The organism is Bacteroides sp. AN502(2024) (assembly GCF_041227145.1).
Taxonomy (GTDB): domain Bacteria; phylum Bacteroidota; class Bacteroidia; order Bacteroidales; family Bacteroidaceae; genus Bacteroides.
In genome coordinates this window covers 60,327-77,389 of record NZ_JBGFSP010000012.1, presented here as the reverse complement: position 1 = coordinate 77,389, position 17,063 = coordinate 60,327, and the positions used below count along the sequence as shown (strand labels likewise).

At 46.1% G+C, this 17,063-nt stretch carries 11 protein-coding genes and 1 pseudogene; 3 read left to right on the top strand and 9 right to left on the bottom strand.

The window, feature by feature from the left end; genetic code table 11:
• Positions 1-20: 20 nt before the first annotated feature.
• From AB9N12_RS18965 to AB9N12_RS18930, 8 genes are all read right to left on the bottom strand, one after another.
• Positions 21-1,040 carry a hypothetical protein gene (locus tag AB9N12_RS18965; protein ID WP_369893637.1) on the bottom strand — a complete coding sequence of 340 codons (1,020 nt, stop codon included), beginning with the start codon at positions 1,038-1,040 and terminating at the stop codon, positions 21-23.
• The gene (locus AB9N12_RS18960; RefSeq protein WP_369893636.1) at positions 1,037-2,710 is read right to left on the bottom strand and encodes a hypothetical protein; all 1,674 of its coding nucleotides are present in this window, start codon (positions 2,708-2,710) and stop codon (positions 1,037-1,039) included. Before AB9N12_RS18960 ends, AB9N12_RS18965 begins: the two co-directional genes overlap by 4 nt.
• Positions 2,688-4,013 (bottom strand): hypothetical protein, encoded by a 1,326-nt coding sequence (locus tag AB9N12_RS18955; protein ID WP_369893635.1) that lies wholly within the window; start codon positions 4,011-4,013, stop codon positions 2,688-2,690. The genes AB9N12_RS18960 and AB9N12_RS18955 overlap by 23 nt, the downstream gene beginning before the upstream one ends.
• 12 nt (positions 4,014-4,025) lie before the next feature.
• Positions 4,026-6,029 (bottom strand): hypothetical protein, encoded by a 2,004-nt coding sequence (locus AB9N12_RS18950; protein ID WP_369893634.1) that lies wholly within the window; start codon positions 6,027-6,029, stop codon positions 4,026-4,028.
• On the bottom strand, positions 6,013-7,113 hold the full coding sequence (locus tag AB9N12_RS18945) for a FimB/Mfa2 family fimbrial subunit (protein ID WP_369893632.1): 1,101 nt from the start codon (positions 7,111-7,113) through the stop codon (positions 6,013-6,015). Before AB9N12_RS18945 ends, AB9N12_RS18950 begins: the two co-directional genes overlap by 17 nt.
• Positions 7,114-7,375: 262 nt before the next feature.
• The gene (locus tag AB9N12_RS18940) at positions 7,376-9,271 is read right to left on the bottom strand and encodes an Mfa1 family fimbria major subunit (RefSeq protein ID WP_369893631.1); all 1,896 of its coding nucleotides are present in this window, start codon (positions 9,269-9,271) and stop codon (positions 7,376-7,378) included.
• Between the two features lie 59 nt (positions 9,272-9,330).
• Positions 9,331-10,761, bottom strand: coding sequence for a DUF3868 domain-containing protein (locus tag AB9N12_RS18935; RefSeq protein ID WP_369893630.1), 1,431 nt, complete (start codon positions 10,759-10,761; stop codon positions 9,331-9,333).
• 11 nt (positions 10,762-10,772) lie between these two features.
• Entirely contained in the window at positions 10,773-11,363 is a 591-nt protein-coding gene (locus tag AB9N12_RS18930) for a DUF3575 domain-containing protein (protein ID WP_369893629.1), read from the bottom strand.
• 1,003 nt (positions 11,364-12,366) lie between these two features.
• Here AB9N12_RS18930 and AB9N12_RS18925 point away from each other — a divergent pair.
• The 3 genes and pseudogenes from AB9N12_RS18925 to AB9N12_RS18915 all read left to right on the top strand — a co-directional run bounded on the left by AB9N12_RS18925 (position 12,367) and on the right by AB9N12_RS18915 (position 15,393).
• Entirely contained in the window at positions 12,367-12,744 is a 378-nt protein-coding gene (locus AB9N12_RS18925; RefSeq protein ID WP_369889012.1) for a hypothetical protein, read from the top strand.
• 35 nt (positions 12,745-12,779) lie between these two features.
• On the top strand, positions 12,780-13,622 hold the full coding sequence (locus AB9N12_RS18920; RefSeq protein WP_369889013.1) for an IS3 family transposase: 843 nt from the start codon (positions 12,780-12,782) through the stop codon (positions 13,620-13,622).
• Between the two features lie 939 nt (positions 13,623-14,561).
• Positions 14,562-15,393 (top strand): annotated as a pseudogene (locus AB9N12_RS18915) (Rpn family recombination-promoting nuclease/putative transposase).
• Positions 15,394-15,681: 288 nt separating this feature from the next.
• On the opposite strand, the gene AB9N12_RS18910 reads toward AB9N12_RS18915, so the two are convergent.
• Positions 15,682-16,890, bottom strand: coding sequence for a tyrosine-type recombinase/integrase (locus tag AB9N12_RS18910; protein ID WP_369893628.1), 1,209 nt, complete (start codon positions 16,888-16,890; stop codon positions 15,682-15,684).
• Positions 16,891-17,063 lie beyond the last annotated feature (173 nt).

Sequence of the window (17,063 nt, the reverse complement as noted above, 5' to 3'; positions counted from 1 at the left end):
ACTTCCTCATTTACTGCTATTTACCCCCCCACTCTAACTGGGCGAACTTGCATACCGAAAGTACGGTTTATCACTCCTCTTACCACGGCTATATAGGAATTGTAGGGGTCATTGCCGGTGACTTTTATCTGGACCGCACTTGTCTTGCCATCCACAATTGTGTCGGAAGTGGCATACTGACATTCCGTACCGAAATTGATATACTCTCCGGTATGATCGCCCAGACCGCAGATAGGAAAATATATGGTGGCTGCCGGATGGTTCCAATCATAGCCCTTGTAATTATCCACGGTCAGTTCGGCATCGGGTTTGCAGCGATAGCGGCATATTTCGACATAGAAGCAGGGATTCACCGCCGACTTGGTGGAATTTACCACACGCCAACGCATACGGTAAGCCTCCGAAGTATATATACGTTTTATGGCATAAATAGTGCCCCATGATTTAATTGCCCAATCTTTCCCTTGCGAATCGGGATTTTTCAGGATATCCGGCACTACCAAGTCGTCACCCTCCCGGCTTATGATGTAGACTGACGCATATCCATCCTCGGGATCCCCGTCAGGTTCATAATTCGGATTACTCCCACCGGGGCCATTAGAATAGCCCTCTAAGGTACAACCGGGATCTTGTTTACTTTTCAGAGTGTTCCATGCCTCGGTATATTTCGCGCTTGCATTACTTTTGGCAGGATTCTGCATCCCGTCGTAATAATAGGGCACAGTGACACGCAGCACATTAGGAGCTTCAGTGCCATCCATTGCGTCACCCCTCCAACCCATCGGATCATTGTTTCCCGATCCTTTACGGAACGTTATATTGCCGGCATGAGGAGTGGACGGGAATACGGTTAGAAATTCCCGGCTTGACGGAATTTTCCACCCACCGGGAACAGGTTGATTGCCTGATCCCTTGCACCAATGCATATCCTGATTTGGGGACAATCCTGCAGTCGTTTGACTACCCTTTGAAAAATCGAAATACGCATCCGTTGGCTTGACCTCGGGAATATCCATCTGCGGATTTTCATTAGGACTCATAACCCAATACCAATTATCTTCTTCCTCCTTAGAATCAGGCTATCCACCATCGGGAAAAACCGGTATTTGGAAATCCCGTATGACGAACTTCTATTGGCAAGGTCCTGATCGATTTTCTCTTTCGGGTCAGGTATCTTTTTTTTATTATTATACTCTTCGAATAGAAACGGATAGTAAGGGATGTTGCGCCCTGCCTGATAAAAATAGCCTACGCACTTTTCATAATCCGATCCGGTAGCGTCATAGTGGTCGGCACCGAGATTACGGTCGCTCCACACGATGTTGTCGAACATCTGCGGCTGCCCCATCGCCTGGTCCTGCCAAGGGTCTGTCGGCGTCCCCTCACCGGGAAGCAATTTCTCGACCTGCGGAATCACGGTGATGATGCGCACTGCATCCTTCTTGAAGGCAATGATGAGTATATACGAGGTGTTCTGCTTGAAATGCAGGTACACTTTCTTATCCGTAGTGCTCTCATCATAGTTTACGATCTGCTTTTTGACTATAGTTCCTTTATACCATGTAGTCCCGTCAACAATTTCCGATGTGACTGATGATTCGTTGCCATCGGTATTGGTATTTCTGACCATGTTTTTAATATGCTCCTCTTCTGTGCTTCTGACGGTTATTCGCAAGCCGACGTCATAACCGTCAGGCATATTCATATCCTCCGTCAAAGCGCCACCGTCTGAAGGAAAGATAATCATATTACCGACATCGGTGTTTTTTTCTGTCACCTTGCCATCGTAGCCGGTCTTGAATGACAAATCACGGTTATATTGGTTGCCGGTCAGTTTTATTTTGCCGTTCTGAAGATAAACATCACCGGAACTGTATGTGTTTATAACCTCAATCTTGTCGACATAAAGATTTGGGAAGCTCAGAATCGGGTTGCCGGCATCATCCTTGTTGTCTTCATCACTTTGCTGTGAGACCTGGAAACGGAGTTTCGAGAAGCAGTGCTTGAATGGCATGACGCTTTGGGTGTAGGCATTGTTAGTCCAAACGTTGTCTTTTTCGGATTTACTCTTACCCGCAGTCTGGATATTCTGATTGAGAAGCACACCACGCTTCAAGTCCTCCAGTTCGCCATTCTCGACATTGGAAGTATGCTTCAGATCTTTAAGTTGGGTTGAACTGTCTGTCCACCCATCGACAGGAATATAATCTTCCGTATGGTCAGCATTCTTGCCATAGGTGAAACCATAGAAATCGAGCGACACAAGACCGTCAGTACCGGTTTTGTCTTCGTTATCAAGAGCCGAGAAGCCGAACCATTTATCAGGCTCGCTGTCTATATTGATGAAGCGCAGACCGTTGGTTGTCTCGCCTTCCCACGCCACCTTGTTAAAGCGCGGATGTCCGGCAGGGGTTTCATTATACGCATCGGCTGCCTGATAAGCTTTCGTAAACGCAAACAGACGGTATGGCGTGCCGACTTCAAACAGTTTAGGCTCCTCCGTATCACTCGCCACTTCGGAAGCATCCTCGCTGCGTGCGGTAAAGTATCTGCCTTCTGCAATCAGAGTCTCTATATCCGGTTGGGAATCCACAAAATCATCCTGCTGACAGGATTGGAAGCAAACTCCTGACACAAAGAGAAGGAGTGCACCGGATAGTATATGGTAATTCCTGTTCATATCGTTTCTATTTATTCTTTTCTTTTTCATCGGCAGGTTGTATGATGCCATCACCGGAAATGGTGATGTAATGCACGCCACCTTGATTCCAAGGCATCTCCAAGGCCGTAAGGTTAACCCCCGTGCGATAGAAATGTATGTAGATGCGGTACTCCTTACCCGCCTCGAATACTTTTACTTTTCCTGCTTCCTCCTGATTGACCTTACCGTCCGTGCCCACAGGATATATGGCGCTAAGCTGAACATTCGTCCATGTACGGGTAAAAGTCAAATCATCAGTGAGGGAACCGCCACTACCGTCGTTCAACGGAAAGTCGAAACGGAACGAAAGCTCCGCACTGATGTTCATCTTGAGACGTATGGGCTTGAGCTGATCACCACTCACTGCTCCGGTCTCTATCGGATTGCATACATAGCATGAGTCTATATACATACCGCTGATCGGCACACGGTCGGCAGCATTTCTATGCAACACAAAGGCACCACCATCATTGCCGGAAAAGGCTTCGCTGGCGCATACACGATAGCCGTATTGAGGCATAGTGGATACTCCCTCGTTTCCCGGAGTCGCTTTCACTTCATCTATCGTCTTCTTATACGAAGAAGTGAAGTCGCCCTCTTTCATTACGTCCCACTGGAACTCCGAGGGCGTGTGCATAGGATGCCATCCTGCCTCATCGTTACCATCATCGGTGCGCATATATAGGTTAGTGATACGCACATTGCGCACAAACTGCTTGTTTTCCATCGACTCCCTGTCGCGGTCAGCATAAAACTTGAGCTTTGCCGCAAGGTGACGGAAGTAGAGCTTGTTCTTATCCTTGGCAAAGGGGTCGCTCTGCGAGCCTCTGTATGCCTCAGGCCACAAGTCGCAGCCGAGGAAGTCGTGACGCCCCTTATTCGGATCACCTTCATTTACCTTAAGCGTCCGGAAATTACCCTCCGGAGTCAGGGCAGATGTAGGTGCATATCCGGTGGCATACAACAGGGCCGTTTCGGGGTAAGGGTATGGATAGCCGGTGTCATATACAGTCTGGTTATAAAACTCTACCGACTGGGGCGCTTCTCTGGAGAGGTAGGGTACGGGGAAATCGCTGGTAGTGCTTTTAAGACTCGCCAACTCATCTTCCCTCCAAAACAGCACCACAAATTTGTCATTGTCTGTATCGGCTAACGGTGCAATGCGCGGCGAACCGTTTATCACCATCGTATTGATACGGATGTTATCGCTCTCACCCGAATCATCTTCGCCATCGTAAACACACGACGAGAGCGACACTCCTGCAATGAAAGTCATTGCAATCAGCCATATAGTATGATATAACACTTTCATATTTCCTGATAATTAATGCAAGATAATATCCCCCCTACCGAAATAGTCCCAGCCCACACGTTCGGTGTTCACCTTGATATATTCAGGGTCGGTTATCGTACCGCCCGGCGTGCCGAAATTATCTACGGTAATGATATAATATGTATTTCTCGTCACCTGCGATGACGTAAAGGGTACATCGTTTACCCCCATTTTATCGTTATCTATATACGTATAATAGTAGCCCCATCCGCCCACATGAGGCACGGAGTGCAGCTTTATGCCGATATTATCGTCAGTTGCATTCGCCACTGCACCGGCCACCAGATATACATACTTCCGCCCCCAATCATCCTCACCCGCCACACTTGACACTTCGTCGTACTGCGTATCATAGACATAATAGGTGTTTTTCGGATACTTGCTCTCCGTGAATACCTTATCGTCACTACTCCACAACCCTCTGGCTATCAACGACCAGTTGATAAAACAATTGGCCTCTTCAATATTTCTGGACGAGAAGATATAAAATTCCTTGCGTTTGGGTTGCGCAGCCTTACTCCGTCCTGGTGTGTCAACGAAGTAAAATTGCTTCATTCCCTCCACATCCTCCGTTCCCTCCCATCGCTTCGCATCCTCATCAAGGTTGATACCCGCTGCGATAAGTTCCTCTTCTGTTATGCCGTACTCTTCGTAGAATGAACCACCTTTCTTCCTTTCTTTGGCTTTTTCAAAGAAAAGATCCAACTTCTCAGGAAAATCCTGAAGAACGACCAAGTCCCTGGGTACGAGCTTGGTGGCTATGGAAAGATGCGTAACCATCGGTATGGTATTTTTCCGTCTGCTATAAAACTCCAGGTTTGTCGGAATGTCGAAATAGTTTTCCAGACAGTACAAGCCTTTAGTATAACGGTTTGCGGCACCTGTACCTGTGCCTGTATTGCTCAAGCTATCCTCATCAAATTTCCCTGCCCGCCCGAAATATGCATTATTCGAGATATTGGCACTATGCAAAGAAATACCGTGATAGTAATTAAAGTCTTTGCCCCACAATGATTCATCAAACGAATAACCGGAGCGGTAGGCTGCCAGATTCATGTTCAAGTCTTTCATCTTACCTTCTGCGTTCTTCTGCGGCAAAAGATAGGTCGACTTGTTTGTGCCGTTAATTATATAACGTACATCCGACAGACGCATCCAACCGAGCCAATCTTCAAAATTGAAAGTTTCTTGAGTAGCATCGCCGGCTGATTGGGCAGCAGACTTTTCAGCTGCAATGACATAATCAACCTCCGGAGTACCGGCTTTAATCGATTTTGCCAACACGTGCACTTTTGCCACTATGCGACTGAGGTCTGCCGAAACGTCCAAAGCATTCTCCTTCGTGCTATGTCCCCCTCCGGTGACTGTTATATCAAAATTGTCACCGTCTACCTTAAACTGCCCTGTCATAGGGATACCGGAGCTGCCGAGCTTCTCCTGATTGCCGTTGCTGCCGGGAACAAACTCGTCCATTACGTTCCAGAAGTCGACACCGGCTGATCGATACGACACATCGGTGCCACAGCCATAGATAAACTTACTGCGCATCTGAGGCGGCATATTCACAGCTGCGTAGATATGCAGGGTCTTTCCCTTTCCTCCCATGATAGGCACAGTAACTTCCTTTCCGGATTTAGCGTCATTCACCTGCGCGGCATCGAGACACACCATATCAAACAGCGTATTGTCGGCGGCATCAAACACAAGGATATCGACCGTATTTATGACCTTCTCATTGTCGGAGCCGACAGTTTCGGATATCCCCCCCTCGGCTCGCGAGATCATGCCGTCACCAAGACGCAGGCTGAAACGGATAAACAGGTCCCCGGTCGGCTCCTCGCCATTCACAGTAGTGTCTGTGGCGTCGTCCTCCGGAAAGTCGTCGTTAATGCAAGCGGTAAACAGCAGCATCACCACCGGCATTATCAGTATCCATATTTTCAAAGCCTTTTGCATGAACGGAAATACATTAATAAGGTTACCTGTCACTACCAAAATCTACTTTATTAATCACCAGTTTCCATGAGTTGATGATGATGGAAGTACCTATCCAAGATCGGTCTTCATCAAGGAAAAAAGTCAAAGCGTATTCATCCTGCCGGTCGAGATACTCCTGGTCGCCGATTTCCTCACCGTAACCGTCTTTGAGCAACAGGGCATACTCCGTAAGTGGAATCTGCGCCACAGTGTGACCGTCATCGTTGGCCACTATGGTAAGAACGGCCTCACGGTCTTCCATGAGACGGGCTATCGTAAGGTCGGCAATGGCAACGCTCACCTCCGTGATGACGCGTGAAGAACTGACGTTCTTCGCTTTGCCCGGTTCGGGATAGTCGTCGATACCCATACTGGCGGTATCAGATTTCACATTGTATGCCTTATAGGTAATCATTTCATCGGGCAGCAGGTTGTTGTCGTAGTTCATCCACCCGTTTTTTTCCTCAATGCGGAAGGTGAACTTTTTTGCGTCTACCGGATCTCCTGAAAGATGTTGCAAGATGACACGCACATGATTGGTATCCTTTGTCAGATCCATCGTGTAAAAGTAATCGTTGCCATCGTCATCAGCCGGTAAGGTCACATTGCGCATACCGTGATAAAGCGGATACAGTTCTTCTTTACTATATGCTGCTCCGGTGGCATCGTACTGACGGTTCAGCTTGCACTGCAACTCCTCGATGCGTGTCACACCGACACGGGCTTCGGGAACGGTGAACGACTCGGCACGTTCGCCATCATTCTCCAGACCGCACCATGCTATCAGGCAGTAATCACCGGCAGGCAGGTCGAGTGTCATGGAATAACCGTCGGCTTTGAGAGCCTCGCCCCGCTCCGACTGCTGCCACACGAGAGTGCCCGACTTGTCGAAAGCGTACAGGTGTACCGATTTCACCTCGTGGGCGAAAGCATCCGCCCATTTCATGTTACGGTCGTAACGGAAACCGACGCGGTATGTTACGGAGCAGTCTCCCTCATCGTCATATATGGCATGATCACACGAGGTCATCATGCAACAGAGAGTCATGACCGCCAACACCGTGCGTCCAGTCTTTTTCAGATATGCCGGTATCATATTCATATATCAATATTCTTTATCTTCACAACCAGTTAATAAATTGCCCCTGCACAATGAATGGGCAAGGAGTATATATAGTGCGGTAACGTTGTCGTTACCGTCGGATATTCTCGTTTAGTGGGAGTCTTGCTCTTGGTGCAGCCTCCAAAGCCGTATCTCTCTTTGCACCGGTACGGAAGTGCTTGTGTTGCAAATAGTTTATTTAATCACGGGAGAAACCCCAAATGGAGTCTCCCGTGATTATCGTTATTATAGATTGCTGTTATCAGTTTCCTTCAAAGCTCACATTTTGTTTTACGAATTTCCATTTCAGCACATTAATTCTAGCTGCGAGATAGTAAAATTCATCATGCGGCGGTTTTACCGGAATGATTGTTTGCTCTGGATCAAACACTGCTGTGCCAATTCCCTTGATGCTACTCAATGTAAGTTCATAAATATGGTTACGCACTACACCCTCATATTTTGTCGGAGCTGGGGTGACATTGCCAAGCACACCTGTCTGGTCAATATTGACGAAATAGTAACACAAACCATTCTTGAACACTTCTGCATACAACGATGTTTCAGAAGCGAGACGACCATCATCTGTACCAACAGAAGCCCCATTCAGGTCGTCGATCCCGTAACTAGTTTCTGTCTCACCTTCCTTCTTTTTGATTTCTGTCGCAGCATCTGTCCCCACACCGGAAGCCTTGCATATAAACGAACCTGCAGAAGGAGTCTTTACTTGTGCAATAGCTTGATAGTCTTTAAGATTAGAGTTAAGCAGAATTTTAGTTTCAGCATCCGGATCTACATAACGCGCCCAATCCAAATCAGTTGGCTCAATATTGCGAAACTCAGTTTTGCCGTCAGGCATAGAAGTCTTTATAGCCCATTGTTTAGCTTTGAGATGAGAGCAAACCAACTTAAGGGCGTCTGTGTTAGTGAAATAACCACCTTTTATCCACACTAAATCAGCAGGTTTATTGGCATTATCAAGAAGCTGTGCGGTCACAAGAACAGCAGTTTTATTGTCACTGGTGTTTGGTTGAATATACAATGTTTTATCGAAATTTGAAAATGCACCATAAACTTTCTGCTCGGTGGAACCACCTGTCTCGCCTGTCCCACCTGTCTCTGCTGCGGTACTTGTTCCGGCACCTACAATAGCAGTGTAAGATTGGTTTATATAGTCACCAGCGGTAAGAGTCGGTACCGTTTCCCAATAACAACGTGTATTATTTGCATCCCATACTTGGTTATTCCAATCTGTAGGCCACCCGCTGCCAGTTACGTTTCTACCACTAACATTCTTGAATAAATAAGACTTGGTAGCGATATTGGCTATCTCCATTCCTGTAATGCGAATAGTCAATTTTTTACTGTTATCATTTGTTCCGAATGGGTCTGGTTGTTCATTGTTGAAAGGGTCAGCTTTCTTGGTATCTACTCTTGCAACAACACGCTCTACATATATATCAACAGGATTTGCGAGAGCTTCATTGGGAGTGGTCTTGTAGTTGTCTGTTGTAAATTGAGTTCCACAAGTTACATCCTCTGAAAGGTTGGTTTTTGCTTCATCGGCATAACCTCTGTATGTAGAATTAGACATAATGAAAGATCCTTTCGTAGCACTACCGTAGCTACCAATGAGTCCTTGCAAAGTAGCTTCTGTCTTATCTTCTGCTCCATCAAATTCTTTAATTTCCTTAGGAGCATTCAACACGCAGTAAATTATACCGGCAAACCTCGGATCTTTGGCTGGATCTGTGCTCGGTTTCAAATCGTCGTCCGCATCAATTACAAGCACTGCACTGTATATTTTCTCTACTGCAGGCTGTCCGTTAGGTCCAGAGGTTGCTTCCAGAGGAATGGTCTGGGTACTGAGATACTCATGGGTTTTAGATGCGTCATTCTTTTTCTTGTAAATGATGAATGTCGCATCACCAGCAAAATTCTCCTCCTCATCACCAGATACAAAACCACCGGATTGAGTACCATCAGGTACTGTTGCTGAACGCCCGGTCACTGCCCCAGGCTGTACAATATTCACGGCTATATAGCCGAGATCCTTCCCATTGTCTTCTCCCCCCTCATTAATGACCGACTCATCACTTGAACAACCCGCAAACAAGACGGACAGAAATAACGATAAAATCCCCAATTTTCTGTTCATAAGATTTAATTGCATTTTAAGTTAATATTACGTGTGTTATCTCGTTTCTTTGCTTTTTATTATTTATTGTTAATACGCTTCCCCTGTGCCAACTGCTCAAGCGTTGTCTTCGCCTGTGCCACACCCATTCGTTTTGCCCGTTCAAGATAGCGGCGTGCGGTGTCATAGTCCTCGTTGCGTATGGCAAGCGCACCACGAGCATAGACAGCCTCCGGTGAATTACCTGCCTTGGCAAGATAACGTTCGGCCAGCGCATTGTCGCCACGGCGCATGGCGGCATTGGCAGCATTGAGGTTGGCCGTCTCATCGGTGGGATACATACGCACTGCTGTCTCGTATACCTCGGTGAACTTATCGCTGCCCGGCTCGTACTCCTGTGCCACGAGGTTGAACTCGTTAAGACTCAGGTTCTGAGGGCGGGTGTGCATGATACGCTCTATCTCGTCCACATCGCTGTAACCACGTATGGTGTAGGCGATGCGATAGTCTGTGTGACGCAGCGAAGGATAGCAGTTCTGCAACAGGAAGCGGTATTCCTCCGGGTAGGTGGATTTGATTTTCCACTCCTTGGCATCCGGCTCACGGTCGCAGTCGATCAATGCAAGGATTTCCTTTCGGTGGTCGATATTCGACTGTTCTACGTAGCGGCGAAGACCTGCCCAGTCTTCCGGCTCGTAGTCGGTGACAATCACGTTGTCATTGAAACTATAAAGCTGACGGATATACCTCTTGAGAGCCTCGGTACGGCCGATTGCCAGTTCGCGGTTATGCTCGTAGGGACTTTCAGGCGAAGCAAACCCTTTGAGCCATACCTGCGTGATGGTCACGTCGCGGTCGTTGCGCACGGAGTCGATGGTGGCCTGTATCTTGCCAAGCTCAATGGTATTCCGACGATATTCGGGATTGATGACAGTCTGGTTGACAGGGAAGTCAATAAAAGCGGAGCCTTCGAGCGAACGGCTCTTGACTATCTCGGCTGCCGGACGCACATACACCAGTTCGGGGAAGAATGCCACAGCCTCCGTGAAGTCACCCAGTGTGCCGGTCTGCTCGGCCAACAGTGTGTTGCAACAGCCATAGTCGCTGCGATGGAGTGTCAGCTCTGCACCGTTCATCCATTCCTGATAGGGCAACACCTTATTATATATAATATTCTCGGGCTTGTCCGATGCCTTGTAGCTCATCTCGTCCTTGCCTGTGAGCATGCTCTCACCGTTGCGTACATAGAAATAGTAGCGGCGGCGTCCGTAGATACCCACGGATGGAAGTTCTAAGGAATCCGTACCGTTGACCAGCCGTGGAGTCAGCAACACGGCCCGATTACCGTCCACCCGGAGCCCGGACAGACCCAATGTCATGTCCACGGACATATACTGACCGCTATGCTCCAATTTTACCCCGTCGACGGAAACCCCATCGACTGTGCCTTGGGCTTGGGAAGCTGATGCCAAGCCCGTCGTTAATACCGTTATGAGTATAAATCTCTTCATCGCCTCTTGATTTAGAACAGATAAACCAAATTGACAGCCGCCTTGGTCGGTCCCACATAGTGGTGCGGCTTGTCACTCTCTATCTTCTTGCCGCATCCGGCACAACGGAAACGGTCGTAACGGGTATAGGAATAGCCGATACCGATTTCGGCCTCCAGATTCCAGTGCTGCCCCAAAATCCAAGCGTAGCCGTAAGAGACTCCCGCCCCCACGAACCACCCCTGATAACGGGTGTCCTTCAGCTTGCGGGCATCGGTGCCGAGGAAATTTATCTTCCCGTCAATACCACCGATATTGTACTGTCCGCCGTGGGCATGAATACCTATGAAATGACCTGCGAAGCGGTCGCAGAACCAGTACCGAGCCTCAGGCTGGACTGCCCAGTTCTTCCAACGGCGGTCGTGCGAGAGCGTCCATCCGTTAAACTGCCCCGACACGTCCAACGTCCACTTCGGAGCCATACCGATTTCAAGTCCAAGGTTGGGATTCAGCAATGCATCTGCCAAGAAATTCGTTTTAACAGCAACTTCCTGACATAACGCACGGTGGCATGTACAGACAGCCCAAGCCGTAACAATCCATATTAAAATGGTACGTTTCATTCTATTCTGTTATTACATCATTGTATTGACTTCTACTTGGCGAAGAGATTTTTACGAGACGGAAGTCACCTTGGGAGATGCTTTTTGCATTTCCCTTACTTTCCATGCCCCCTTTCATGTGTTTCAACATTGTCATGGAAATATCTACCATAATATGTTCCTGCGCACCTCGCATATAATCACAGTTTGTCGTCTTAGAAGGTTCTATTTCATATTTCCTTAAGATGGAGAAATCAATTTTAGGGTATTGATTTCAGGCTGCAAAAATAAGAATAATAAATCAAAATAAAAACAAATTATCTGAATAATTTAATTGCTTTACATAAATTTATTTTCATATTTTACCTGACACACGAGTGTATGCCATCCTCCGCACAGTTCACAAGTCATACGCTAAAATCGTTGACAGTAAGAAGGTTGAAGCAGTCAAATGTGCCATGTTCCCCAGTCTCCAGCCATTGACATTGAGTCCATCAAAGACAGGCAACTTAATTTGCTTTGAGTCATTTCGAATTCACGTTATTTAAAAATTTTCTAAGGCAAAACAAGGCTGCTTTATCGTTTCTAAAAGCCTGCGGGCGTTTTGCAGGCGTGCAAAATCGTTTCTAAAAACGGCTCTTTCATTTAAAACTGTTTTGTTCTCTCAAAAATGGTCTTATTTTATGGGCCACAGCCGACACCATGTCGATGCAGAAAGACATCATACCGGGAGTTCCTCTCTATGTTTGAAATACACAAAACATCTGCCATCTGCAACAAAATCATGCTAAATCGATGAATACAAGAGACTTATGATGTTGCAGATACCTGTTGCAGATAGTTGCAGATAAAGTTATCTGCAACATATTACTCAAATACCGGATTAGTACAGTTTACACCTTTGAAAGTGTTTCGCGCCTTGGAACAAAGTGTTCAGTGCCTTGAAACAAAGTGTTCAGCGCCTTGAAATGTCTTATACGGATTTAGGTTGACACCTTTTTAGAGACATAAAAAAAGAAAAATTATGTCTAAATTATCTCGTAAGATTTATTCTGAGACTTTCAAATTGGAAGTTCTCCGTGATTACTTCAGTAGCGGTTTGTCAATGTTTGCTACTGCCAAGAAATGGGGTTTACCCAACCATACTTATATTCTGCGTTGGCAAAAGTGTTATGCAATTGATTCGGATTCCTTATCTTTGTCCCCCGAACTTCTGTCAGATCTTCAAATGAAAAAGAATCCAAAATCAAAATCTAAAGAAGAACTTCTTGAAGCGGAAAATTTGCGTCTGAGAAAGGCTTTGGAACTTGAAAAACTTCGTTCCCATGCCTTTGAAAGACTGATTGAACTCACAGAAAGAGAAGAAGGGATTTCCATCTTAAAAAAAGATGGTGCCAAATAGTCACCGGCCTTCGTGAAGAGTTTCCTCACATCAGTGTGAAAACCCTTTGCGGACTGTTTGGCATGTCTTCCCAGGCCTATTACAAAAAGAAAAAAAATCTTTTGTCGCGTCATCAGATCAGAACAGCCATCTTGGATGCCGTCTTCTTCTACCGCTCAAAGGCTCCGGGCATCGGTGGTTTGAAATTATACCATGAGCTCCGCTCCCTTTATGGAAGCGAGATAACCGGAGGGCGGGATGCCTTCCTTCATCTGCTGCGTTCGGAACGCCTTATGCTGCCCCCGAAGAAACCCAGGCATACGACGGACTCCCACCATCTTTACAAGAAGTATCCGAATCTGATCAAGGGGGTAACGGCACAATACCCGAACCATATCTGGGTATGTGACATCACTTACATCTGGATTGAAGGTGGCGTATGCTACCTCCATCTTGTAACGGACATGTACTCACATGCCGTTTTAGGATGGGTGCTCTCTCCCAGTTTGCATGCCGAATATACGCTACAGGCACTGGAACAGGCCATCAATGAGGCTGGAGGTGGCAATCTTTGCGGCACAATCCACCATTCCGACCGGGGGGTACAGTATGCCTGCGATGCCTATATCGACACACTGGTCACTCATCATATACGTGTGAGCATGACTGAAGATTACAACCCGACGGACAATGCGGTAGCAGAAAGGATGAATGGCATCCTGAAAACGGAATGGATATACGGCATGTCGCTGTTCAGGGATAAAGAGATGGCACGGGAGCAGATTACGCGAATGATTGACTTCTATAATAATGGACGACCGCATATGAGCATAGGTATGAAAAAACCCATGGACGTATATCATGGAGAGGTGCCGGGAAAATCATTGTGGAAAAAATAAGGTTCCATATGATAAATAAATACTATATTTGCGATACCGAGAACCCGGGACATGACGGTTTAAGCCATTGTCTCACAAAAGCCAATAGGGTGTCGAACCCTATTGACTTTTACCGAGAGCCCGAGCACACTCAGATTTGTCCATTGTTTTTACGTATGACAACTATCTTAGGAGCAAAGGGAAGAAACTAACAACTGTTTTAGTTATGAATAACAGAATGTGACAACTTATTTAGTAACTAGCCTCTAAAAGTGACAACCATTTCTAGTATAAGTCAAAATAAAGTGTTCAGCGCCTTGAAACAAAGTGTTCAGCGCCTTGAAACAAAGTGTTCCACCATATTGAAACAAAGTGTTCACCGTATTGAAACAAAGTGTTCCACCGTATTGAAACAAAGTGGTTCGCTGAAGTAACAAATACAAAATAGCAAAGCATACGAGTTTACTTGTGAGATTGAAAGAGTAGTTTATCATGTTGTCAGACCATCATGAGCTAAAACAGAAGTGTTGCAGATACTTGACCTGCAACATATCTGCAACAGGTATCTGCAACGCCATAAACCATTATATTTCAATTAGATACAACGAAATTGTTGCAGATGGCAGATAATTATCATAAATATATTCTTTTGTGTAGGAATCGGATGTAGGATACTCCGGATTACCCGGCTCGCATTGGACCGGATAAGGGGCAGTATGGCTATATTTTTACCTTCAATGGAAAGAGCCGTGGTTTCTAAAAGTCTGCGGACGTTTTGCAGGCGTGCGAAATCGTTTTTAATGCGAATTCGATATAATTGAATAAATATATCCCTGAATTAAAGAACTGTTTTAGTTAAAAAAGAGAAACAGGACCGTATCATAACCAGATGTTTCGAAAAATAGACTATCTTTGTTCCAATCGGATACACATTGTCTCGGATAAACTAAAAAAAACAGAATGGGAAACTTTATCAATCCGTTTACGGATGTAGGATTTAAAAAGATATTCGGGCAGGAGATAACGAAAGACTTGTTGATCGATTTCTTAAACGGATTACTTGTGAACGAGAAGTGTATCACCGATATAACCGGACAAGGAATTGCTTCCGGAATACATGGGAGACAGAGGGGTTATCTATGACATTTATTGTACGACGGAAAACGGTGAACAACTGGTGGTCGAGATGCAGAACAAGCAGCAGACGAACTTTAAGGAGCGTGCCCTTTTTTACCTCTCCCATACCATTGCCCGTCAGGGAGAGCGGGGTATTTTCTGGAAGTTTGACTTGAAAGCGGTGTACGGCGTGTTTTTCTTGAACTTCAGCCTGCCCAACGGTTCCCACAAACTGCGTACGGATGTGGTATTGGCCGACCGGGACACGCATGAGACATTCTCAGACAAGTTGCGCTTTATCTTTATCGAACTCCCGTCTTTCAACAAGGAGGAGTCGGAATGTGATACGGATTTTGAACGTTGGATTTATGTATTGAAGCACATGGAAACATTGAAAAGAATGCCTTTCAAGGCACGGAAATCAGTCTTCGAGAAGTTGGAAAAGATTGTCGATATCGCTTCCCTGAGCAAAGAAGAACGCATGAAATACGATGAGAGCATCAAAGTGTTTCGTGACCAGCTGGTTACGATTTCATTTGCGAAAGAGGAAGGTAAAAAAGAAGGTATGAAAGAAAAGAGTTTGGAAATTGCCCGTAATCTAAAAAAACTAGGTATTCCCCTTACCACTATCTCACAGGCTTCCGGACTTTCCATAGACGAAATTGAAAGAATCTGATAATAAGAAACACTCGATTACTTTCACCTTCCAAACAGATTCACCCGCTATGCTCATCTCAGGAATCGAGACGATTGGATATTACTATTGTTGTCATAAAGAACGACATTTATAAATTGAAATACAAAAATCAAGAGGCTGCCTAACAGGCCTCTTGATATGCGTTACAAAAGTAACCGGTTTATGCAAGAAGAGATAGCAGGCTCCACAGCCCGCCATCTTTTCGATCAACAGTGCCCCACTACGATTATACCGGCAGAACGTGCCTGACGCCTTGCGGCAGAAACATCAAAGGGATTTAAGTATGACAAGATTCGCCTTGTCCACCACAGAAGTATCCAAAGAGGCGAGATAAATGCGTGTTGTGTTCTCCGAGTCGTGCCCCATAGCCTCACTGATGATAGAGACGGGTATATTCTTACTCTTCGCTATGGAAGCCCAGGCATGCCGAGCCACATAGCTTGTCAGCGGTATAGGCAGCTTGAGCAGCTCTCCGAGCTTCTTCAACCGTGCATTTACAACATGCGAGGCATTCAGATACTGTCGTCTGCCGTCCGTCTTCATGTCCCGGATAATCGGCAGCAGATAGGGAGTTGCCGACGTGTCATACTTGGCGACTATATCCTGCATGGGCTTTTCCCACTTGATGAAGAGCTGCTGTCCGGTCTTCTGCCTGCGGTAAGTAAGTATGCCATTCCTCAGGTCTGACTTTTTCAAGTAAGCCATGTCAATAAATGACATCCCACGGGTGTAGAACGAGAATAAGAACAGATCTCTGGCCAGCCCATCGACCGAGTTTGCTTTCAGCTCCAAGTCGCGCAACTGCCGTATGACCTTCAAGGGCACAGCCCGTTTGACGGTTTTATCGATGCCGGTATAGACATGACGAAACGGATAGTTCTGAGGAGTCAGCTCTTTTTCAACCGCACGGTTGTAGATGGCACGGAGATTGCGCATATAGAAAGAGGTGGAATTGGGACATACCCCCATCCTTCTAAGTTCGGATTCGTATTCAACCATCAGGGAAGAATCCATCTCGTCGAAGAAGATATCACGTCTCTTTCTAAAACGGAGAAAGCTCTGCAATGCCGATGCATAGGTTTCCGATGTACGCACCTTACCTATGCGTTTCAAATCCTCGATGATATGCCGGGCAAACGAGATAAAACTCCCACATTCCGAATTTGAGCGGAAAATCTCCACTACCTTGTCGGCCGTATAGGTCCTCCCGTTACGTTCAAGCCGGGAGACAATGCTTCGCAATTTGGCTGTGTCTTCCTCCAATTTTCCCCGCACGGAAAGCAGATACTCCTGACGACTGCTCTCAACACCGGAATGCAGTGTCACATCTTGCGCAACATCATCCCACTCACGGTCATACAATTTGCTACCTGTACTGATCTGTCTTGCCATGCGATTGTGAATCACCCTGTAATAAAGCACACCTTCCTTCGATTCTGTGGAAGATGCGCGGAATTTTACTTTCACTGTAGTCATAATACTTCGTATTTTTAGATTATACAGCATAAAAAATAGTAAAACATTGCCTTAGATTATGGCATTTACAAAAATATCATTCCGAATCATACGCTACTACTATCCCATTACGACATGCAGACACGCACATATCGCAACATCGGAAAGGACTGTTTGGAGTGGTAAAAGCTGAA